Source organism: Streptomyces lacrimifluminis (assembly GCF_014646095.1).
GTDB lineage: Bacteria > Actinomycetota > Actinomycetes > Streptomycetales > Streptomycetaceae > Streptomyces > Streptomyces lacrimifluminis.
Genome location: NZ_BMMU01000015.1, coordinates 26,051 through 46,336 on the forward strand (window position 1 = coordinate 26,051; position 20,286 = coordinate 46,336).

Below are 20,286 nucleotides of genomic sequence, written 5' to 3' on the forward strand. Positions count from 1 at the left end.
TCCTGGCGGCCGTACTCACCAATGCCGGGGCAGCGCTGGAAGAGTGGCGTGCCGAACGTCGCCCTGCCGACCGCGACCGTCGCAGGGGGGGACCACGCACGGCGGGCGATCAGAACGAGAAGATCCATGTGCCTCGGCCCAGGCAGGGCGGACTCCGTCACCTGCTGCCCGGCCTGGGACGGGTGGCGCGTCGGCCGGCAGGAGCACGGTTCGTCGGCGGTCGGCGACGACCATGCCTTCGAACCGGAACGGCCACCGGATCACTCGCGTCCCTTGGCGCGCCGACCAGGTGGGCGGCCGGTTCCGGGCGAAGTGGTGTCGCGCCGCTGTAACCCGCTCAGCACGGGGAGCGCTGCGCCTGCGGAAGGCTCGACCCCTGTCGTCAGGTGGTTTCCGGGTGGCTGCCAGGCCCGCTGGTGCGGGGAGCCAGCGGAGTGGGCGACAGAGTGGTGTCCTCCTCGCCGGGCTCCAGGAGGGTGTTGGCTGCGCCGACGATGAGCGGGTCGGGGGTACCGACCGCCTCAGGATCCTTGCTGGTGTACTCGATGCGCGACAACAGACTGCGCATGGCTTCCAGCCTGGCACGGCGTTTGTCGTTGCTCTTGACGACGGTCCAGGGGGCGCGTTCGGTGTCGGTGGCGCGGAACATGTCGACCTTGGCCTCGGTGTAGTCGTCCCACCGGTCCAGCGAGGCCAGGTCGGTGGGTGACAGCTTCCACTGGCGCACCGGGTCGACCTGCCGGATGGCGAAACGGGTGCGCTGCTCGGCACGGGACACGGAGAACCAGAACTTCACCAGCAGGACGCCGTCGTCGACGAGCATCCGCTCGAAGGCCGGACACTGCTCGAGGAACAGCTCGTACTGCTCCTTCGAGGAGTAACCCATCACTCGTTCCACGCCGGCCCGGTTGTACCAGGAACGGTCGAAGAAGACGATCTCTCCCGCTGTCGGCAGGTGCTGGATGTACCGCTGGAAGTACCACTGACCCGCCTCGCGCTCGGTGGGCTTGTCCAGGGCGACCACGCGCGCGCCACGGGGGTTGAGCCGCTCGATGAGACGTTGGATGGTGCCGCCCTTGCCCGCCGCGTCGCGCCCTTCACACACGACGACCACGCGCGCGCCGGTTTCCTTCACCCACCGCTGGAGCTTGAGCAGCTCGATCTGCAGGACGCGCTTGGCCCGCTCGTAGTCGTCGCGGCTGACCTTGCGGTCGTACGGGTGGTTCTCACGCCAGGTCTTGAGGGGGCGGCCGACTCCGTCCAACAGGATCGGTCGCTCTTGCCGGCTGGTGTCCACGGTCAGCCCGTCCAGCAGCCTGTCGGCCGGTTCAGCGTTCATCACACCACTCCCCCATGAGCCTGGGTACTCAGTTCCGTACGGTCCCGCCGACTGTCCGGGCAGGACCCGGCCCGACGATGAAGGCCTCACCCGCTCCGGACAGCCACGCCGATCGACATGGCCTCGGCGAGGTCAGAAGGGCATGCGGCGGCGGGTGCGGCGGCCGGCCGAGCCGCTCCGGCCCACGGCGCGGGAACTCGAGTTGAACGGCTTGCTGAAAAGCCGGCCCAGGACGCCGGGCGCCTTGCCACCGGCCCGTGCACCGGCGCCGAGCGTACGCTGCGTACCGCGTTCGGGGTGGCGGGAGAGGCGCGGGATGAAGAAGGCCAGCACGGCCAGGATCACACACACTCCGATGACTCCGGCAATGATCATGAGTCGGCTCCTTTAAACGGTAAATGGTCGGGAGAACACGGGTGCCCCCTCACGCGCTCTCCATGTATTCGGTACCCCTGGTGGTTTCGGCCGGTCGGCCGACGGCGCCCGGCCGAACGCAACATCGCCGACACCTGCGCGGCCGGTGGGCCTGACCGCGGCGCTTTCTCCACGAATCACTGTTTAAAGGACGAAACGTTGGTGACTCCCCTAAATAAGGATATGCAGGGCGCACGTTAGGTGGTCTGCCGATGTCAACAGGGACACTTCTAGCGATCATCATTTCCATCGTGGTGGTGATCGTCCTGGCTGCCGCGGCGGCCTGGTTGCTCATGCGCCGTCGGAAGCTGCGTGAGCGTTTCGGCCCGGAGTACGGCCGAACAGTGGAGGACGCCGACAGCCGCATGGCCGGGGAGCGCGAGCTCAGGGCCCGCGAGAAGCGGCACGACTCGCTGGACATCAAGCCGCTGGACGACAGGGTCAGGGATCGGTACACCCGGGACTGGACCAGCGTGCAGGACGAGTTCGTGGACCGTCCAGAGGACGCCGTGCACGACGCGGACCGCCTGGTGACTTCCCTGATGCACGAACGCGGCTACCCGACCCAGGACTTCGATCAACAGCTCAGGGACCTCTCGGTCGAGCACGGCCGCACTCTCGAGCACTACCAGGCCGCCCACGACGTCAATGTGCTGAGCACCCGTCACGAGGCGACCACCGAACAACTGCGGGGTGCCATGGTGCACTACCGGACCCTGTTCGACGAGCTGCTCTCCGACGACGGCGGACCCCGCCACACCCCGGCCTGAACGGCTCGGACAGCCCATCGTCCCGATCCGGCAGGCCCAGGCGCCCAGGAACGGAGAAGAGATGCACCGCGAAGACGCACCGGGCACCGCCGCCGCAAGCGGCCTGTCCACCGACGACCTTGCCCACCCTCGTGACACGTACGCGCAGGAGGACGCGGCAAGCACTTCGGCCGACATACCGACCTTCCCCGGCGAGAGCACGAACACACCGGACATGCCCGGCGAAGACGAGCCCACGGGCGCCGACCCGGGCACCCGGGACGAGGAGAGGGGAGCCGACTCACACACCCAGCACCAGGCGACAGACCCGGGCGCGCGTGCCGAGGACGAGGCCCCCCAGCTCCTCACCCCGGAGGATGAGGAGGGGTTCCGCACACGCTGGCAGGAGGTGCAGAACGAGTTCGTGGACGACCCGCGCGACGCCGTGCACACTGCCGACGCCCTCGTCGCCGAGGTGATGCAGAAGCTGGCCGCGACGTTCGCCGACCACAAACAAGAACTCGAAGGACAGTGGAACCGGGGCGAACAGGCGGACACCGAGGACCTGCGTCTGGCACTGCGCCACTACCGCTCGTTCTTCAATCGCCTGCTGGTCACCTGACGAGACGTGGCGGCGCGGCAGCAGAGGCGGAGTGGTCCTCGGCCAGAGAGGACGTCCCCGGTCCCGGAATCCAGGCGGTTGACATTGAACTGGACGGTACAGTTTAGTTAGCTGTATGGCTTCACCACTTGAGCAACAGCCACACACGAACAAACTCCTGGTCGGCCGGTTCCTCACCGATGTCTTCGGCGCGAGGAACGCCGACGCGGTCGCCGACTACGTCGCGCCGGACCTGGTTCAGCACGGTGCCGACGTCCCGGACGGCGCACAGGCGTTCGCCGATCTCCTGCGCCGCGACCTCGACCGCGGACCTGCGGCGGACCATGGCGCGGCCGATGCCTCAGGGCCGCTGGACCCGGTGTTCGTCATTGGGGAGAACGACCTCGTCTGCATCTGCCACTACATGCCGCAACCGGACCCGGACTCCCCCGGCCGCACCTTCGACTATTACGCGTTCACCACCTACCGCATCCGCGACGGACGGATCGCCGAGCGTTGGCCGTCCCACAACAAGATCGCCCCACCACAGCTCCCCGCACCGGGTACACCGACGCGGGCGACCACCGTGTCGTCATCCCCTTCGACCGACATCGAGGCGAACAAGCGCCTGGTGGTGGACTTCTACCGCTGTGTCTTCGACGCGCAGAACCCGGATGCGGTCAAGGACTTCGTGTCCGAGGACTACCTCCAGCACGTCTCGCACTACCCGCCAGGCAGGGCGGGGCTGGAGGAGTTCGTGCGCAGCCGGTTCCCCGACGGCCCCGTGCCCGCGCCCGCCGAGCCCCTCGTTCCGCCCGCGCTGATCGTCGCCGAGGGCGACATCGTCGTTGTCGCCGGACTACTGCCCCAGGCCGAACCCGACGGAAGCGGCGCGCTCTACCCGTACTACGTGTACGACGCCTACCGCGTGCGCGGGCAACAGCTCGTGGAGCACTGGAGCGGCATCACCAAGTCCGCCCCGCCCATGCCCCCCGGTCCCCCGGCCGCCGCCGGGACTTGACCGGTCGCCGACTCCCTCGGCCTGGTCGCCCTCGAACACACATACTCGGAAAGACTCATCCATGCCGAAACTGCACGTCGTCATCGGAAGCACTCGTCCCGGCCGACTGGGACTGCCCATCGGCGAGTGGGCGGCCCGGGCCGCGAAGCAGCACGGCGGCTTCGACGTCGAACTCGTCGACCTCGCCGCGCTCGGCCTCCCGCTGCTCGACGAGCCCGGTCATCCGCGGGCGGGTCAGTACACCCACGAGCACACGCTCAGGTGGAGCGCCATGGTGGACGAGGCAGACGCCTTCGTCTTCGTCACGCCCGAATACAACTACGGTCCTCCTGCCGCGCTGCTCAACGCCCTTTCCTTCCTGTACCGGGAGTGGCTCTACAAGCCCGTCGGATTCGTCAGCTACGGCGGCGTCGCAGCCGGTCTGCGCTCCGTTCAGATGCTCAAGCAGGTCGCGACGACTCTCAAGATGATGCCGATTCCCGAGGCCGTCGCCATACCGTTCGTCTTCAAGCTCATGGACGAGGGCGGTTTCCGGGCCGACGAACCCCTGGAGGCCGCAGCCACGACAATGCTCGACGAACTCCTGCGGTGGACCGAGGCCCTGCAGCCCCTGCGCCTGAACCCGCCGCCACAAGCGCCCGCCGCGCCGCCGACGCCGGGAACACCCGTGTCACGGGTCTGACGCTCCAGCCGCCCTTTGACGTTTCGCCTGGCCGGCCGCCTTGGGGAGCGTAGCGGGGTGATGCAGGAGACGGGACCGATCCGGGGGGAGGGGGCGCGGTGTGGCCGGCGGGGCGGAGTAGCGCCGTTGCACGCCGGCATGTCGGGCATCCTCCGCCTCTCCCCCGGCCGCCTTTCGCCGGTCGGACGGCGGCCTGCGCGAGGGCCTGGTCCGGCGCCGACGCGCAACGCCACGCGATGTCATGTCCCACGTGATCCTCGGCGGCACCATGATCGAATCCGACCACCTCGCCCGCGTCCGAGGCGAAGGCAACGCCTGTGGTGCAGCCGGGACACGAGTCACGCCGGCTCCCGTCCAGGTCCTGTCAGCCCCGGACGGAGTCGGGGCCGCTACGGACGTTCACTCGGGATGGCACCGCGGCACCACAGCGTCCGTCTCATTGCTCCCCTGGGTACCGAGATTCGTGGCTCCCGTACTCCGAGTTCCGGTGACGAGGCCGGGCACCATCACCGGGTTCCTCGGCCCGGACGGTGCCGGCGAGTCCCTCACCAGGCGTGTGTCCGGCGGCTGGACGCACCGTCCAGTGCCTGTCAGGAGTTCGCCCGCGACAGCCACGGGAAGACCTGACTGATCGCAGAATCGGGGGCATCCGGCAGGTCGTCGGAGCGCAGGCCCCGCAGGAAGATGGCCGTCACCCACCGGGCGTACGCCTCGAAGTGGACCGGGTCCCGGTCGGCCTCCAGGTCCAACAGCGCGTCCATCTGCGGCCCGGCCACCGTCATACGCACGAACAGTCCCGCATGGACCTCCGCGTCGGGAAGGACACCGCCGCGCTGCCGCGCGTCCTCGCGGAGCGCCGCGGCCACCAGACCGACGACGTGGGGTACACCGAGGGACCGAAGCGTCTCGGTCAGTTCGGGGCGGCGGGCCGCCTCGACGGTCAGGACACGGATGAAGGCCAGATAGTACGGGGCGGTCGTGGCCTGGAGGAGCTTCAGGACGATGCGCGCCAGCCTCTCCTGGGGATCATCGACGGAGGCCAGCATCGTCTGGTCAAGGTCGAAGTCGAGGGAGGCTCCTCCGCAGGCGATCACCGCCCGGAACAGCTCCAGCTTGTCGCCGAAGTGGGCGTAGACGGTCGTCTTCGAGACTCCGGCCTGCGCCGCCACGGCATCCATCGAGGTTTGGTCGAAGCCGAGTTCGAGGAACAGCTCGACGGCCGCGTCGAGTATGGATTCCCGTTTGCTCCGTCCACCCGCGCCCGCGCGCTGGGGACGCCCCTGTGCAGCCATCTCACTCCTCGCCACGTCCCGGCCCAGGTGAGAGCCGGTATATATCTCATGCCTTGACCTTTTACTGAACCCTACCGTACGGTTCAACTGTACTGAACAGTGCAGTTCAGTTCGGTTCGGTTGGACCATGAAGGAGCTTCCATGAGCAGGCCCCCCTCTCCGCACCTCAGCGACCGCGGTCGCCACATCCGGGACGAGATACGCAGCCTCATCCCCCTGCTGCGGGAGGAAGCGCAGGCGGGAGAAGAGCTCGGTGCCCTCTCCCCTGAGACGCTGAGGGCGATACACGAAGCGGGGGTCTTCAAGACCGCCCTGCCTGTCGAACTGGGTGGCTACGCGCTCGGGGCGCGAGACACCGTGGAGATCATCACAGCGCTCGGCGAAGGCGACGGATCCGCCGCCTGGACGGTCTTCGTGGCCGGCGGCATCCGCAATGTCCTCCGTTTCCCCCAACAGACCGTCGACGAGACCTTCAAGGAGATCGACACCTGGATCGGCCCTCTGGTCGTCGGTGCCTCCGTGTTCTCCACCAGCGTGGGATCGGCCCGCCGGACGGACGGCGGGTGGCTGGTTTCCGGCAAGTGGGCGTTCGGCAGCGGGTGCAAGCACGCGGCCTGGGCGGCCGTGGGCGTGACCTGCGAGGACTCGCAAGGCCGACCACGCCGGGCGATGGCGCTGCTGGGCCGCGAGCAGTACACGATCCTGGACGACTGGAAGGTCATGGGCCTGAAGGCCACCTCCAGCAACAGCATCACCGCCGAGGAGGAGGCGTTCGTACCCGATCACCGCTTCGTCGACCTGGCCGACTTCCCCGCGGTCATGGACAGCGTGCGGGACCGCTACACCGGCATCGGGTTCCGCAACGACACCCGCGCGCTCATGCTGATCACCTGTCTCAGCAACGTGGCCGTCGCGCTCGGCATGGCCCGCGGCACCCTCGACTGCTTCGTCGAGCAGGCCAAGGCCCGCAAGCCGTTCAACCTGCCCTACCCCACCGTTGCGGACATGCCGTCGACCCAGGTGACCGCCGGAACGGCCCGCGCGATGATCAACGCGGCGGAGGCGACCATCCTCGGCCATGCCGACGAAGTGGACCGCCGCGCCCTGGCCGGAATCGGGTTCACGGGTGACGAGGAGTCCGAGATCACGATGGACCTCGTCTACGCGGTGCGACTGTGCGCGGACGCCATCGACAGGCTCCAACTCAGCCTCGACTCCTCCACGGTGAGCCTCAGGAACCCGATCCAGCGCTTCGCGCGGGACGTACGCGTGCTGGCCACCCATGGCGCGATCCGCTTCGACCCGCTGGCAGAGCTCAGCGGCCGACAGCTCCTCGGGTTCGAACCGTTTCCCATGTTCGCCGGTGGCGTGCCCCAGGTGGGCTGAGCCGATCGGCACAGATGAAGAAAGAGAGGGATGACCATGTCGATCAATGAGCACGGGCCCCGTGGGCCCGTCAATGCGAACTCCGGCCTCCAGCCGCAGCCCGTACCAGTGGCACCGACGGACCCGCAGGCCCTGCGAGAGGCATTCGGCTCCTACCCCAGCGGGGTGATCGCGGTGTGCGGAATGGTGCAGGATCACCCCGTCGGAATGGCGGTGAGCTCCTTCACCTCCGTATCGATGGCTCCGCCCCTCGTCTCGGTGTGCCTCCAGACCTCGTCCCGCACCTGGCCGAAGCTCAGGCAACTGCCGCGACTGGGCCTGAGCGTCCTGGGCGAGCAGCAGGGTGCGGTGTGCCGCGCACTGGCAGGGGCCGAGGAGAACCGGTTCGCCGAGGTGCACTGGGAGACGACCGGCGAAGGAGCGGTGGTCCTTCCCGGTGCGGTCACCTGGTATGCCTGCACGCTCCGCGCCGAACTCCCGGCGGGTGACCACACCATCGCCCTGCTGGAGATAGATCGCCTGTGGGCGCTGCCGTCGGCCGAGCCCTTGGTCTTCCACGGAAGCCGTTTCCGGCGTCTCGACAACAGCGACCGGTCGGCCGTACCCGCCTGAGGCGGGCCGCCATGGGGTTGATGCCGGCGCCTCCGGGTGCCCTCGCGATCCGTTTCCCGACCTCTTCACCTTTATTCACACCCACAAACTGAACTGCACAGCTCAGTGCACGAAAGAGAAATGACGGTGTTCCGATGCCCCCCGCACCCCCGCCGCGCTCACCCAACGCCCAACTGCCGCCGCTTCCACCCCCGGTGCCCACCTCAGCCGTCGTCTCCCCGTGGATCAGCGACGAGGGCCGCCGGATCCGTGACCGGGTGCGCGACCTGATCCCCCTGATCCGCTCGCAGGCCCGCGAGGGAGAGAAGATCGCGGCGCTCACTCCCGAGGTCCTCCTAGCGATCGACAACGCCGGTGTCTTTCGCATGTCCATGCCCGTCGAGTGGGGTGGGTACGGCCTCGGCGCACGGGACCTGGTCGAGGTGATCAGCGCGCTCAGCGAGGGCGACGGCTCCGCCGGGTGGGCCGGGTTCGTGGGCGTGGGCCTGAAGAACCTGCTCGCGATGGATGCCCAGGTGGTCGACGAGGTGCGCGCCGAGACCGAGGACTGGGTCGGGCCTGCCATCGTGGGTGCCTCCGTGTTCGCGACCAAGGTCGGCACTGCCCGACCCGTCGACGGCGGATGGATGGTGCAGGGCAAGTGGGCGTTCGGCAGCTGCTGCAAGCACGCGAGCTGGGCGCTGGTCGGCGTCGAGTACGACCCCGCGGAAGCCGGAGGGGGCAGCGGACGCGGCATGGTCGCGTTCCGCCGGGAGCAGTACGAGATTCTCGACGACTGGACAGTCATGGGGCTGTCGGGATCGGCCAGCAACAGCCTTCGCGTGCAGGAAGAGGTGTTCGTCCCGGCGCACCGTTACATCGACCTCGGCGACTTCCCCCTGCGGCTGCAGCAGGTGCGTGACCGCTACACAGGCGTCGGCTTCGCCCAGCGCGGTCTGGCGCTGCTGCTCTGCGCGTCACTCGCGAACATCGCGATCGCTCTGGGAATGGCGCGGGGAGCGCTCGACTGCTTCACCGAACAGGCCGCCAAGCGCGAGCCCTTCACCCTTCCGTATCCCACGATCGGCGACATGGCGTCGGCCCAGGTCGCGGCGGGCAAGGCGCTCGCGATGATCAACCTCGCCGCCGCTGCCATCGAAGGCACGGCCGACCAGATCGACGCGCGGACGGCGCAGGGACTCGACTTCACCCCGCCGGAGGAGTCCGAGATCAGCCTCTCCATCGCGTACGCGGCGAACATGTGCGAGGACGCGATCAACCTGCTGCAGAAGACGATCGGCTCGTCCACCGTGAGCCTGTCGAACCCGATCCAGCGGTTCGTCCGAGACGTCCGCGTCCTCACCTCGCACGGCGCGATCCGCGTCGACCCGCTGGCGGAGCAGAACGGGCGCCGGCTCCTGGGCCTGGCCCCCTTCGCCATGATCGGCGGCGCCGTCCCCGAACGCCGTAACCCAACAGATTCGCCCCACGACAAGGAGCCCGTCCGCGCATGAACGACTTCAGCATCATCGACGGCATCGCGCACATCACCGATCCCGCGCTGTACGAGACCTGGCTCGACCGCGAGGACTACAAGGCCGCCGTCGCTCAGGCCGAGACGCCCGAGCGGACCGCCCTCAAGCGTCTGCTGGTCGACTTCGAGGCGGACCTCGCCCGCATGGTGCGCGACGGCACCGTGGAGGAGAACGTCGTTGACGTGATGAAGCGTTACATCGTCGAGGACTACATCCAGCACGACCCGAACGCGCCCGGCAACGGCCTGGACAACCTCATCGAGCACTTCCGCCACGTGCCGACCGGCCACGGCACTCCGCCGCCGGTGGTGAACGTGGTCCTGGAGGGCGATCTGGCGTGCGTCATGATGAAAGCGCCGACGCCGGACCCGGTGAGCCCCGACAAGACCTACGACTGGTACATCCTGACCGTGTTCCGCGTGCGTGACGGCAAGCTTGCCGAGCACTGGAGTGCCTTCCGCAAGATGGCCGCGCCACTGCCGGGGAACTGACGGGCGAGCCCGGCCCAGTCACAGATCACGGCCGCAGCACATGCTCCGGCCACGTCGCGCTCCCCACCGAGCAGCGGACGTACAACAGCCCGGTGGCGCACGGCGGTTCCGAGATCGGCCAGCTCGATCCCGAAGGCCGCGCCCAACGCCCGTAGCCACGCGGCCGAGGCGCTCCCGCCCCTGTATCTGAACCGTCCGCCGCCGCCCTTGCGCAGTGAATGAGCGCGTCCGGCGATGCCCAAGGACGAAGAAAGAGAACCGAGATGACCATGACGTTGCCCCAAGTGACCAGGTTCCCCGAGTCGCCCTATCTCAGCGAGGAGGGACGGCGAATGCGCGACGCGGTGCGCGCGGCGGCGCCTGGCCTTGCCGAACGTGCCCGCGAGGGGGAGCTGCGGGGCGCACTCGCCCCGGAGACGGTCTCGGTACTGCACGAGATCGGCGTATTCCGCATCACCATCCCGGTGGAGCTGGGTGGGTTCGCACTCGGCGCACGCGACACCACCGAGGTGGTGCGTGAGCTCGGACGTATCGACGGGTCGGCCGGCTGGACGGTGATCGTGTCCAGCGCGTCCCGGAGCGCGCTCGCACTCGACGACCGCGTGAAGGACGAGGTCTTCGCCGACATCGAGACCTGGCAGGGACCGCTCCTGTTCGGAGCCACCGTGTTCGCGCCGAAGGTGGGCGACGGGCGCAAGGTCGAAGGCGGCTGGATGGTGAAGGGCCGCTGGGCGTTCGGCAGCGGCTGCAAGATCGCGAAGTGGGGCTCGGTCGGGTTCGAGTACGACGACCCCGACACGGGAGAACGCCGTCGTGCGATGGGGCTCCTCTCCCCGGAGCAGTACACGATCGTCGACGACTGGCAGGTCATGGGCATGAGCGCCACCTCCAGCAACAGCGTGCAGGTCGACGAGGAGGTGTTCGTCCCCGAGTACCGGGTCATCCACACCATGGACATGCCCGCGCGGATGGACGCCCTGCGCGGCAAGTACCAGGGAGTCGGATTCATGCACTCCGCGATCGGAACCATGGTCGCCACGACGACGGCGTTCGCGGCGCTCGCTCTGGGCATGACCGAGGGAGCTCTCGACGCGTTCGTCGAACAGGCCGCCAAGCGACCGCCGTTCAATCTGCCGTATCCGAACATGGCCGCCATGGCCTCGACGCAGGTCGTGGCGGGCAAGGCCAGGGCCGTCATCAACACCGCCGCGGCGGTCATCGAGCGGCAGGTGGACGAGATCGACCGGCGCGCGGTGGCGGGTGAGGACTTCCACCCGTGGGAGGAACCGGAGATCACGATGGACCTCGTCCATCAGATCCACGAGTGTCTCCGTGTGATCGACGGACTCCAGCTGGCGCTCGGTTCCTCGACCGTCGGCCTGTCCAACCCGATCCAGCGGTTCGTCCGGGACGTGCATGTGCTGGCGACCCACGGCGCGTTCCGGATCGATCCGATGGCCGAGATCAACGGTCGGGACATCTTCGGGTTCGAGCCGCTGCCGGTGATGGCAGCCCTCAGTTCGCCTCCTCCCGGGAAGCTGCCCCCGAACCCCGTCAACGGCAACGTCCCGGGCCCGGTGCCGCGCCCCGCGTGAATCGATTCCGCTCGTCGCGACGCCGGAGCCGCGTCACCCGCTGATCCGGGCAGCGCTGCCACCGACACGAAGGGCGAAGCCACAGCGCTGGTAGGCGGGGCCTGCGGCAGGAGCGGATCCCGCAGTCGGCCTGCCGCAGGCCCCTCTTCCCGGGCCCGGCTCCACCAGGTTCGGTACCGGTGCGCGGTCGGGCCCAACAGGTCAACAAACATGAGCAGTTGACGCACGCTGCACCCCGAGCGACGGGGAAGAACATCGCCGCCGGCACAGCCCCGCCGCCGTGCCCATGACCGATCGAGCCGACCTCTGACATAGCTGCCGCGCCAATGGGGTCGCGGCGCATCCGTAACGGAGGCTTTCCCATGACCACTTCCGTGCCGACGGACGACACCGTCCCGTCATCGTCCGAAGCAGGCTGGAAGTCCTATCTCGCCGACCTCTGGAATGCACCACCGAGTGCCAAGGCCGCACTGGCCGGCTGTCTTCTCCTCATGCTGGTGAGTCCTTCCGGGCTGTCCGCGATGACGACGTTCGTCGTGCCGTCGTTCGCCGAGGACACGGGTGTCGCCGAATCCGCGGGCATCCTCGTGTTCGTCACCTTTCCCCTACTGATCGGGCCGATCACCCTGCCCTTCGCGGGCCGTTGGGTCGATCGACTGGGCGCGCGCCGGGTCGCGATCCCCTCCGCCGTCCTCTACGCCGGGCTGACGGCCCTCGTCCCACTGTGCGGGTCCAGCGTGCCGTTGCTGGCGGTCGTGCTGAGCCTGGCGTCCACGTTCGGTTTCATGTCAGGGCTCGCTGTCGTCTTCAAGGTCGTTTCGACCTGGCTGCCGCAGCACAAGGGAGTCGGATTCGCCCTCATCGGTGTCGCCTCCAGTCTGGCCGCCGCCGTGTTCTCGCCCGTGTTCCAGTGGCTGATCAGCGGCAGCGCCGGCCTCGGGTGGAAGGGGGCCTACCTGCTCGTGGCCGTGGTGATCGCACTGGTGGCGGTCCCCACGGCCATGTTCCTCATCTCGGAGCCGACAGCGCCGCGTGTGACGGGGCCCGAAGTGAAGCTGCCACGCCTTCCGGGTATCCCGCTGAGCAAGGCGGTCCGGACGCGGGTCTGGATCTCCATCACGATCTCCCTCGCCTTCGCGGCAGCCGGCCCTATGACCGTGCGGCAGAACGCGGTCAGCTTCTTCAGCGAGCGCGGATTCAGCGAGGCCACGGTCTCGCTGTCCTTGTCCGCGCTGTTCGCCGCGTCCGTCGTCGGACTCCTCGTCGGTGGGATGATCCTGGACAGGACCGACCGGCCCCGGGTGGTGGTTCCGATGCTCGCGGCAGTGCCGGTAGGACTTGGCATCGCCTTCGTGAACCACGGCTCGATGCCGCTGCTGTTCCTCGCGATGATATTCCTCGGCTTCGCCACCGGCGCCGAGTCGTCGCTTGGCCCCTTCCTCATCGCGCGGTACTTCGGCCTCGCCTCGTTCGCACAGCTGCAGGGGTTGACGCTGGCCATCTCCACCCTGTCGCTCGGCATGTCGCCGTTCCTGGTCAGCGCGGTACAGACCGCGACCGGAAGCTACTCGGTGCCGGTACTCGCCCTCACCGCGCTGACAGTGGTCGCCGTCGCCCTGGCGGTGTCACTGCCGAAGTTCCCGCCGCAGTGGAAGATCGGCAACGCTCCCGATCAGACCACCGGGTCGGCGTGACAGCCTGACGGCGTCCGGCGGGGCGCCCCGGCCCACGCATTGCGGCACTCGGCGCCGTGAGGGATGTCCGAGCGAGCCGGGTGTAGCAGGCCACAGCGGCGCGGGCGGGTGTCCCGACGGGTCCGCCGAGCAGGGCGGACGGCGGGACAGGGTATGCCCGCAGCGTCCAGAGCGATCCGGCCTACGACCCCGGTCTCCCGCCGTGCCGTCGCTCCACGCCCTTCTGGCCTGACCGCCTCTGTGCGCCGTCGCCATCAACACCCGAGAAAGGGGGGGTGCGGGCCGAGTGCGGCAGAACAGGGGAGCCAACGCGGCTTCCGTGCCGCTGGGTTGAGACCTCCGGACACCTCCCCAGCGGCACGGGGTCCGCGCTGCGCACCTCCTCGACGTCACCCGTCCATACCCTTCGGTGGCCGCGCCAGGAAACTCGGTACAGGAAACTCAGTAGTGGCCCTCCTGCCGAGGCAGGAGGGGCCCGAGTGGGCCGAGGTCGAGGTTCAGGTCTTCGGGGCTCAGGCCGTAGCGCTCGCGCAGTTCGGTCATGCGGTCGTCGAGAATCATGAGTGTCATGCCGATGCGCTCTTCCTGTTCCTCGGTCAGGTTGTTCTTCTCGACTCGACGGATGGCCTGCCGTTCCATGAGCTGGCGCAACAACTCCACGACGGTGAGTACCAGTCGGACCAGATCGCGTTCGACCGTGTCCTTGTCCAGGTCGAGGCGTCGGGCCGGGGACTGTCCGGAGTCCGGGGCCTGCTCCGCCCAAGCGCCGAGGGGAAGGGGGCATTCCGTGTCGGCAGGCGGGGGCGACGTAGGCGCGCCGGGGAGCCGGGCGGGTCCGGGCTCGGCGTGTGATGTCACGTCAGGATTCCTTCCGTGGCTGCCTCGACCGAGGTGAGCAGGGCTCGCAGGGAGATGCGGACCAGTTCCACGTCGGCGATGCAGAGGCTGAGGTCTCCCGTGATGACGACACCGCCGGCCAGGAGCCGGTCGAGGAGATCGACCAGAGCGACCTCCGCGTGGGGCGGGCCACCGGCCGTCACGGCGTCACCTGTGCGATCGCGGGGTCCGCCCTTTCGGACTGTTCGGGCGGGGGCGAGGCGAAGGAGTACGGGGCCCAGGGACCGGTGATCTCGAGCCGGACGCCGACGGTCCCGGCGGCGAGCAGCTCCACACGGTCCTGGAAGCTCCGCGTGTGCTCTCGCGGCACGAGATAGGCCGCGTTGACGACGTTCTCCCCCGGTTCCGCGGACAGGGCGGCCGGCTGGGGACGATGGTGCCGTACGTCGGTGACCAGGTTCGCCTCCGCGAGCGTACGGTCCACTCGTGCGCCGAGGTCGGCGGCGGCCTGAAGTGCCAGGTCGTGGCCGTCCCGGCTGGTGCGGCGCGCGCGCAGGTAGTCACGCCCGGAGCGTGGCCGGTCCCCCGGGGGCGGGGTGGTGGCCTGCGGGCGGGCGTAGATCTTGACGCCCCATTCGTCGTGGCCCTCCAGCCGGTTCAAGGTGGCGCGGAAGTGGCCGTCGTCGGCGTGCAGACGTCGCAGCAGGCTGTCGTCGTCGAGGTACACCGTGGCCAACCGGAGGGGTAGTACCGCCGTTCGGGAGGCCAGTGCGGCGATCACCTGGTGATGGTCGCGGGCCAGGCGTTCCAGGTCGGTGATGTCGTCGAGCCGTTGCGCGATGGCCTCCTCGGTGAAGGCTTCGGCGGGTACGTCGCTGACGACTGCGGCTGTGCCGGTACCGCGCAGGATCCGGACCGGCAGCCCATCGACGCCGCGCAGTTCTCGGGCGCTCCGCTCGGCCGCCTCGTTCAGCAGCAGTACTGCGTAGGCGTAGACCGCGTCCGGGAGGTCTGTTGGGGGCGCGGTGTCGTGCTCAGAGATCATCGGGTTCCTTCAACCGGGCGTTGAGCGACTGGAGTTCGGCGCGAAGGCGTGCGTTCTCGGCGGCGAGTTCCGCCGTGCGGGCGGAGTCGGGTGACGGGGCGGGACGTACGGCGCGGGAGGACAGCGTCGGGTCGTGCTCCCACCAGTCGATGCCCATCTCGCGCGCGGTGTCGACGGAGACGACGAGCAACCGCAGCTTGATGGTGAGGAGTTCGATGTCGAGCAGGTTGATTTTGATGTCTCCCGCGATCACGACCCCTTTGTCGAGGACGCGTTCCAGAATGTCGGCCAGATTGCCCGCGCTGCCCGGTTGGGGCGACAGACCACCTGACCGCCGCGTGAGGGAGTCGGTCACTGAGGGCCTTCCTGTAGGGCCGGACCGCCGGAGCCGGCCGAGTCCTCGCCGCTGTCGTTCGTGATCTGTTCGAGACGATCCAGCAGTTCGTCCTCCCGAAGGCCGAACTCCTCCTCGGTGATACGCCCAGCCAGCAGATCGGTCTCCAGTTCAGCCAGCTCGCGGTGGATGGGTGCCGGGTCGGCGTACTGCCGTTCCGCTTCCTGCACCACTTGTTCCAGCACCCAGCCGACCCCGCGCAGCGGAGCCAGTGGCAGACCGAGCAGGCCACTCAGCAGACCCATTACGGCTCTCCTTCCGGTCGGGAGGTGGTAGTGGTGGGGCGAGGTGCGGTTGCGCGGTTGCGCGGTCAGACGAAGCTGTAGGGCGGAAGAGGTCCGGTCACCCTGAGTTCCAGCCCGTGACCGAGGCTCTCGGCGATCCGGCCCACGGACGCGGCGAACGCGTCGGCCCGTCCGCGTTCGATCAGCAGGCTCAGGTTCAGGAACACCTCGCCCGTCGGATCACCCGCGGCGGTGCGGTGAGCCAGCGGCTCCAGTCTGCGGGCGATGTCCTGGGCGTGCTGCGCCTGGAGCGCCTCGACCCCGGCTGCGACGACCGTGCCGAGGGCCACCTGGTCGTCGTGCGAGCCTGCGCCGTCCCGCGTGAGGGCGCTCAGGCGGCGGGCTTCCGCACTCTCCCGCAGGACATCGCGCAGGGCGGTGTCCTCGTCCTGCAGGGCCTTGACGTTGAACTCGACGCGGTCCCCGACCTCTCGGAGCCGCTCGGTGAACAACGACTCCTGGTCCGCCAGCGCGCGGCGCACCGCACCGTCGTCGGGGGCAAGTGTGCCGAAGCGCAGGGGCAGCACGGCACCCGCGGCCCCGAGCATCAGCAGCACATTCTGATGGGCGATCAGATCTCTTCGCTTGGCGCGTAGTTGTGCCGGCGCCTCGCTGACGACGGCGGCCACCCGGGCAGCGCGCACCGCCCTCAGGGGGGCGGGCGAGGCCCCGATTCCGGTGGCACCGTCGACGGGCAGCGGATGGTCCACGTCCGTGACCGCATAGAGGTAGAGCGGCATCCGTCAGGCCTCCCCGCCCTGGTGTCCCTTACCGCCGCCCCGGGTCCTGCCGCGTGCGGTGGTGGGGGCTTGCTCGGGTCCGGCTGCGGTCGTACCCGGGGCGTCGACAACTTCCTGCGTGGCGGGCGCCGTCGCCTGCTCCACGGCACCGATCTCGCCGACGCCGTGTACCACGGGATTCGTCACGGGGACCGCGACTCCGGCCGCCGGGGCCACAGCGCTCACCCCGGTCGCCGCCACCGGGGCCACACCGCCCACTCCAGTCGCCGCCACCGGGGCCACACCGCCCACTCCAGTCGCCGCCACCGGGGCCACACCGCCCACCCCGGTCGCCGCCACCGGGGCGACGGCCCCCACCACCGTGCCGGCCGTCTGCCCCACGGTGCCAACCAGTCCGCCGACGGTCGGAGCCACGCTGCCGACCACTCCGCCTACCGCCGGCGCCACACTGCCGACCAGCCCCCCGACCGCCGGCGCCACGCTGCCGACCAGTCCCCCGACCGTCGGAGCCACGGCGCCGACGACGCCACCGACCGTCTGTCCGACCGTACCGAGTGCCTGACCCACCGTCTGTCCCACCGTCTGTCCCAGGTTCCCGACGACCGGGACCGCCGCACCGGTGCCGGACGGCCAGGCGGTGACCGGCTGTCCCTGCATGACGACACCTCCGGGAGCGGGAGCCGTCGCGAAGCTCGGCGCACCGACCGCCTGACCGCCGGATGCCACGGCAGTGGGCAGGCCCGGCGTGAACACCGCGGGCGCCGCGGCCACCACGGGAGTACCGCGGTTCTCCAGGTCGAGGCGGTTGGTCGCCGCCGCGAAGCGCAGGTAGGTGTCGACGCTGGCGATGACAATGCGGATATCGACACGCAGGACCTCGATGCCGATCACCGACACCCGGATGAAGACATCGATCACGAGTCCGCGGTCAAGGATCAGGTCAAGGATGTCGTAGAGGCCTCCGTCGGTCTTCTGGGCGCGGGGGGCGGCGGTCTGGGTCAGTACGGTCATCGGGGAGTTCCCTCTCAGAGATGGGGGGCGAGGGTGGGCAGGGCGGGCGCCGGCGGTGGGCTGTCGGGCGGCAACGGGAGTGAGCTCCCGGACCGGCGCAACCGGGTCGGAGGAATGGGGGCGTGGCAGGCATGGACGCTGCGACGGCAGTCGAGGCAGTCGAGGCAGGGATCCCCTCACCCGGAGGGAGACGACGGACCGGTATGTCGGTCACTGCGCGAGCCGCCTCGCACACCGTCACTGCCGGTCGACCTGGCCTCGGGTGTAGCGGCGGCTGCGGGCGTAGCCGAGAAGAAGACCGTCGGCGTCCAGCTTCACTCGGTAGACAGCGAGGACACTGGTGGAATCGGGGATGCGCTCCAGCTCCACAACCTCGACGTCGACCTGCCAGCCCGTCCCGTCGCGGCTGATGGCCGAAACCGACTCCGGTGTACGGCCCAGGAGTTCGGCAAGTTGGGCGCGCGCGTTGCGCATCGCGCCCACGGCCCCGACCGCCGGGGTCCCGGCGGCGGGTGGCGCCGACGTCGAGTGCAACGCCGGGTCGGGTAAGTCGCTCGTGCTCATAGTTCGTCCGGTCCGTCCAACTGGAATGTACGCGTGCACCAGGTGACGACGCGTCGACAGGCCCTTCGTGCGTCCCCCGAGCGCCACGTCCGACATGCTCCGACTCACCCAGCGTTGTGCACATGATCTCAACACGTCATGTCCACGCGGTACCCACAAGTCCGCCACATTAAGCCCACGAATTTTCGCGGCCCCGCCCGTCACGCGCGCCAACTGCACCCACAGGGCCCACCGAAGGACAATCCGGCCGCGGTCCACAGGCCTGACCACCGTCCGGCCGGCTTCGGCCGCCACCTCCGCACTCTGTACGGGGAGACGGCGCAACCCCTTCCGGACTCACCCGCCCCGCCGAGTCCGGCTCAGAGGCGTCCGCCCTTCGGGGACGGGTCCCGACGTCCGATCCGACCGCTGGAGAGCCGCGGGCCGAGCCTGCCCTGCCACGCGGAGACCGGCCAGGAGGGGCATGCGCCGTGCTTGACGAGCGTGGCACACGTCACTACATTTACGGAATCAGATTCCGGCAGATGGAATATGAACATGACTCTACGAAGAGACCGAACCTCCATCACCCCCATGGGATCCCGACGCATCGAGCCGACCGAGTTCCGCAACGTACTCGGCCACCTCCCCACCGGAGTGGTCGTGCTCGCGGGCACGACCACCCGCGGGCCCGTGGGGATGGCCGCCAACTCGATCACCTCCGTCTCGCTCGACCCGCCCTTGATCGCCGTGTGCGCCGCACGCACGTCGAGCACGTGGCCGCTGATCCAGCGCGAACAGCGCTTCTGCGTCAGCGTGCTGGCCTCGCACCACGAACAGGTCTCGCGGAAGTTCGCACGATCCGGCACAGACCGATTCGCCGGGGTCCGCTGGCACCACCGCGCCACCGGGCCGGCACTCGACGACGCGATCGCCTGGCTCGACTGCGAGCTGGTCGCGGAACACGACGCCGGCGACCACACGATCGCTGTCGCACGGGTGGTGGACCTCGCATCCGCGCAGGACGGACGGGCCCTGGTCTTCTTCCGGGGCCAGTACGGCCGGTTCGTACCGGCCGACCTCGACCAACCCCGAAGGGAAAACGCGTGAAACTCCTGTTCTTCAATGACTTCCGGCTGGGCGTCTACGACGGCGACTCCGTCATCGACGTGAGCAGCGCCGTCGCGGACCTGGCACCGGCGCACCCGCAGGAACTGCTGACGACCGTGATCACACGATGGCCGGAGTTCGAGGACAAGATCCGCCAGGTGGCCGGGCGGGGAACCGGTGTCCCGCTGGACTCCGTCCGTGTCCGGCCGCCGGTCCCGAGGCCGCTGAACATCGACTGCATGGCACGCAACTACATGGAGGGCGCCACCGAACGTCCCCCCATCAACGGCTTCCCCAAGACACCCAACTCGATCGTGGGCCATGGCGACCGGATGGTGCTGCCCGACGTCCCCGCCACGGTGTTCGAAGGGGAGGCCGAGCTCGCCGTCGTCATCGGACGCAGGGCACAGAACGTGTCCGTCGACGAGGCGCTGGACCACGTCTTCGGGTACACCAACCTCATCGACGGCTCTGCCCGGGGCATCCCGCCCCGGCAGAACGCCTTCTACCAGATGAAGTCCCGTGAGACCTTCTGCCCCATCGGCCCCTTCCTCGTGACCGCCGACGAGGTGCCCGATCCGCAGAACCTTCCGGTCCGGCTCTGGACCAACGGCACCCTGATGCAGGACTTCACCACCGACGACATGGCCTACGGCATCGCCGAGTCGATCGCGTTCGTCTCCTCACTGCACACTCTCGAACCCGGCGACCTGGTGGCCACCGGAACCACCCATGGCGGCCTGCACCCGCTCATGCACGGCGATGTCGTCGAGCTGGAGGTCGGCGACCTCGGACGTCTGCGCATCGACGTGCACGACGACCACAAGCGCATCTGGAAGCGCGAGACGCGTCACGACCGTGCCCTTGCCGGCCTCAAGGGCACACCGCCGCAGCAGAGCGGCAAGTACACGCCGGAAACGGTCCAGGCCTGA

The 20,286-nt window shown here is 69.0% G+C and carries 22 protein-coding genes and 1 pseudogene; 12 read left to right on the plus strand and 11 right to left on the minus strand.

Annotated elements, in window-relative coordinates; genetic code table 11:
- Positions 1 to 382: 382 nt before the first annotated feature.
- Together ppk2 and IEY89_RS22240 are read right to left on the minus strand one after the other, a co-directional pair.
- Entirely contained in the window at positions 383 to 1,339 is a 957-nt protein-coding gene (ppk2, locus tag IEY89_RS22235; RefSeq protein ID WP_189149230.1) for a polyphosphate kinase 2, read from the minus strand.
- Between the two features lie 132 nt (positions 1,340 to 1,471).
- On the minus strand, positions 1,472 to 1,714 hold the full coding sequence (locus tag IEY89_RS22240; RefSeq protein ID WP_189149231.1) for a DUF6411 family protein: 243 nt from the start codon (positions 1,712 to 1,714) through the stop codon (positions 1,472 to 1,474).
- A 251-nt stretch (positions 1,715 to 1,965) separates the two neighbouring features.
- Between IEY89_RS22240 and IEY89_RS22245 the strand changes: the two genes are divergently transcribed.
- The 4 genes from IEY89_RS22245 (at position 1,966) to IEY89_RS22260 (ending at position 4,806) form a co-directional block, all read left to right on the plus strand.
- The gene (locus IEY89_RS22245; protein ID WP_189149232.1) at positions 1,966 to 2,523 is read left to right on the plus strand and encodes a hypothetical protein; all 558 of its coding nucleotides are present in this window, start codon (positions 1,966 to 1,968) and stop codon (positions 2,521 to 2,523) included.
- A 61-nt stretch (positions 2,524 to 2,584) separates the two neighbouring features.
- Positions 2,585 to 3,124: a hypothetical protein gene (locus IEY89_RS22250; protein ID WP_189149233.1), complete on the plus strand. Its 540-nt coding sequence runs from the start codon at positions 2,585 to 2,587 to the stop codon at positions 3,122 to 3,124.
- A 115-nt stretch (positions 3,125 to 3,239) separates the two neighbouring features.
- Positions 3,240 to 4,124: a nuclear transport factor 2 family protein gene (locus IEY89_RS22255; RefSeq protein WP_189149234.1), complete on the plus strand. Its 885-nt coding sequence runs from the start codon at positions 3,240 to 3,242 to the stop codon at positions 4,122 to 4,124.
- A 61-nt stretch (positions 4,125 to 4,185) separates the two neighbouring features.
- Positions 4,186 to 4,806 (plus strand): NADPH-dependent FMN reductase, encoded by a 621-nt coding sequence (locus IEY89_RS22260; protein ID WP_189149235.1) that lies wholly within the window; start codon positions 4,186 to 4,188, stop codon positions 4,804 to 4,806.
- Positions 4,807 to 5,396: 590 nt separating this feature from the next.
- Here the strand turns inward: IEY89_RS22260 and IEY89_RS22265 are convergent.
- The gene (locus tag IEY89_RS22265; RefSeq protein ID WP_189149236.1) at positions 5,397 to 6,098 is read right to left on the minus strand and encodes a TetR/AcrR family transcriptional regulator; all 702 of its coding nucleotides are present in this window, start codon (positions 6,096 to 6,098) and stop codon (positions 5,397 to 5,399) included.
- 141 nt (positions 6,099 to 6,239) lie between these two features.
- Between IEY89_RS22265 and IEY89_RS22270 the strand changes: the two genes are divergently transcribed.
- The 6 genes from IEY89_RS22270 to IEY89_RS22295 all read left to right on the plus strand — a co-directional run bounded on the left by IEY89_RS22270 (position 6,240) and on the right by IEY89_RS22295 (position 13,390).
- A complete protein-coding gene (locus tag IEY89_RS22270) occupies positions 6,240 to 7,484 on the plus strand; it encodes an acyl-CoA dehydrogenase family protein (protein ID WP_189149237.1) in 1,245 nt (414 codons plus the stop codon).
- 30 nt (positions 7,485 to 7,514) lie between these two features.
- Complete coding sequence (locus tag IEY89_RS22275) at positions 7,515 to 8,096, plus strand: flavin reductase family protein (RefSeq protein WP_189149238.1); 582 nt, start codon at positions 7,515 to 7,517, stop codon at positions 8,094 to 8,096.
- A gap of 134 nt (positions 8,097 to 8,230) precedes the next feature.
- Positions 8,231 to 9,589, plus strand: coding sequence for an acyl-CoA dehydrogenase family protein (locus IEY89_RS22280; RefSeq protein ID WP_189149239.1), 1,359 nt, complete (start codon positions 8,231 to 8,233; stop codon positions 9,587 to 9,589).
- Entirely contained in the window at positions 9,586 to 10,101 is a 516-nt protein-coding gene (locus IEY89_RS22285; protein ID WP_189149240.1) for a nuclear transport factor 2 family protein, read from the plus strand. The genes IEY89_RS22280 and IEY89_RS22285 overlap by 4 nt, the downstream gene beginning before the upstream one ends.
- Positions 10,102 to 10,364: 263 nt before the next feature.
- Complete coding sequence (locus IEY89_RS22290) at positions 10,365 to 11,696, plus strand: acyl-CoA dehydrogenase family protein (protein ID WP_229695364.1); 1,332 nt, start codon at positions 10,365 to 10,367, stop codon at positions 11,694 to 11,696.
- Between the two features lie 362 nt (positions 11,697 to 12,058).
- Positions 12,059 to 13,390 (plus strand): MFS transporter, encoded by a 1,332-nt coding sequence (locus tag IEY89_RS22295; protein ID WP_189149241.1) that lies wholly within the window; start codon positions 12,059 to 12,061, stop codon positions 13,388 to 13,390.
- Positions 13,391 to 13,831: 441 nt separating this feature from the next.
- Here IEY89_RS22295 and IEY89_RS41705 read toward each other — a convergent pair whose 3' ends face one another.
- The 8 genes and pseudogenes from IEY89_RS41705 to IEY89_RS22335 all read right to left on the minus strand — a co-directional run bounded on the left by IEY89_RS41705 (position 13,832) and on the right by IEY89_RS22335 (position 18,265).
- Positions 13,832 to 14,101, minus strand: a complete 270-nt coding sequence (locus IEY89_RS41705; protein ID WP_308437461.1) for a gas vesicle protein K — start codon at positions 14,099 to 14,101, stop codon at positions 13,832 to 13,834.
- A 143-nt stretch (positions 14,102 to 14,244) separates the two neighbouring features.
- A complete protein-coding gene (locus tag IEY89_RS22305) occupies positions 14,245 to 14,430 on the minus strand; it encodes a gas vesicle protein (protein WP_189149243.1) in 186 nt (61 codons plus the stop codon).
- Positions 14,427 to 15,272 carry a GvpL/GvpF family gas vesicle protein gene (locus tag IEY89_RS22310; protein WP_189149244.1) on the minus strand — a complete coding sequence of 282 codons (846 nt, stop codon included), beginning with the start codon at positions 15,270 to 15,272 and terminating at the stop codon, positions 14,427 to 14,429. Before IEY89_RS22310 ends, IEY89_RS22305 begins: the two co-directional genes overlap by 4 nt.
- Complete coding sequence (locus IEY89_RS22315) at positions 15,262 to 15,627, minus strand: gas vesicle protein (RefSeq protein WP_189149245.1); 366 nt, start codon at positions 15,625 to 15,627, stop codon at positions 15,262 to 15,264. The genes IEY89_RS22310 and IEY89_RS22315 overlap by 11 nt, the downstream gene beginning before the upstream one ends.
- Positions 15,624 to 15,911 (minus strand): gas vesicle protein GvpG, encoded by a 288-nt coding sequence (locus IEY89_RS22320; protein ID WP_189149246.1) that lies wholly within the window; start codon positions 15,909 to 15,911, stop codon positions 15,624 to 15,626. Before IEY89_RS22320 ends, IEY89_RS22315 begins: the two co-directional genes overlap by 4 nt.
- A gap of 65 nt (positions 15,912 to 15,976) precedes the next feature.
- Positions 15,977 to 16,690, minus strand: a complete 714-nt coding sequence (locus IEY89_RS22325; protein ID WP_189149247.1) for a GvpL/GvpF family gas vesicle protein — start codon at positions 16,688 to 16,690, stop codon at positions 15,977 to 15,979.
- 785 nt (positions 16,691 to 17,475) lie between these two features.
- Positions 17,476 to 17,701: pseudogene (gene gvpJ / locus IEY89_RS22330) on the minus strand (gas vesicle protein GvpJ); the annotation flags it as partial.
- A gap of 237 nt (positions 17,702 to 17,938) precedes the next feature.
- Complete coding sequence (locus IEY89_RS22335; protein ID WP_189149248.1) at positions 17,939 to 18,265, minus strand: gas vesicle protein GvpO; 327 nt, start codon at positions 18,263 to 18,265, stop codon at positions 17,939 to 17,941.
- 573 nt (positions 18,266 to 18,838) lie between these two features.
- On the opposite strand from IEY89_RS22335, the gene IEY89_RS22340 reads away from it, so the two are divergent.
- Positions 18,839 to 19,354 (plus strand): flavin reductase family protein, encoded by a 516-nt coding sequence (locus tag IEY89_RS22340; protein WP_189149249.1) that lies wholly within the window; start codon positions 18,839 to 18,841, stop codon positions 19,352 to 19,354.
- Positions 19,351 to 20,286 carry a fumarylacetoacetate hydrolase family protein gene (locus tag IEY89_RS22345; protein WP_189149250.1) on the plus strand — a complete coding sequence of 312 codons (936 nt, stop codon included), beginning with the start codon at positions 19,351 to 19,353 and terminating at the stop codon, positions 20,284 to 20,286. Before IEY89_RS22340 ends, IEY89_RS22345 begins: the two co-directional genes overlap by 4 nt.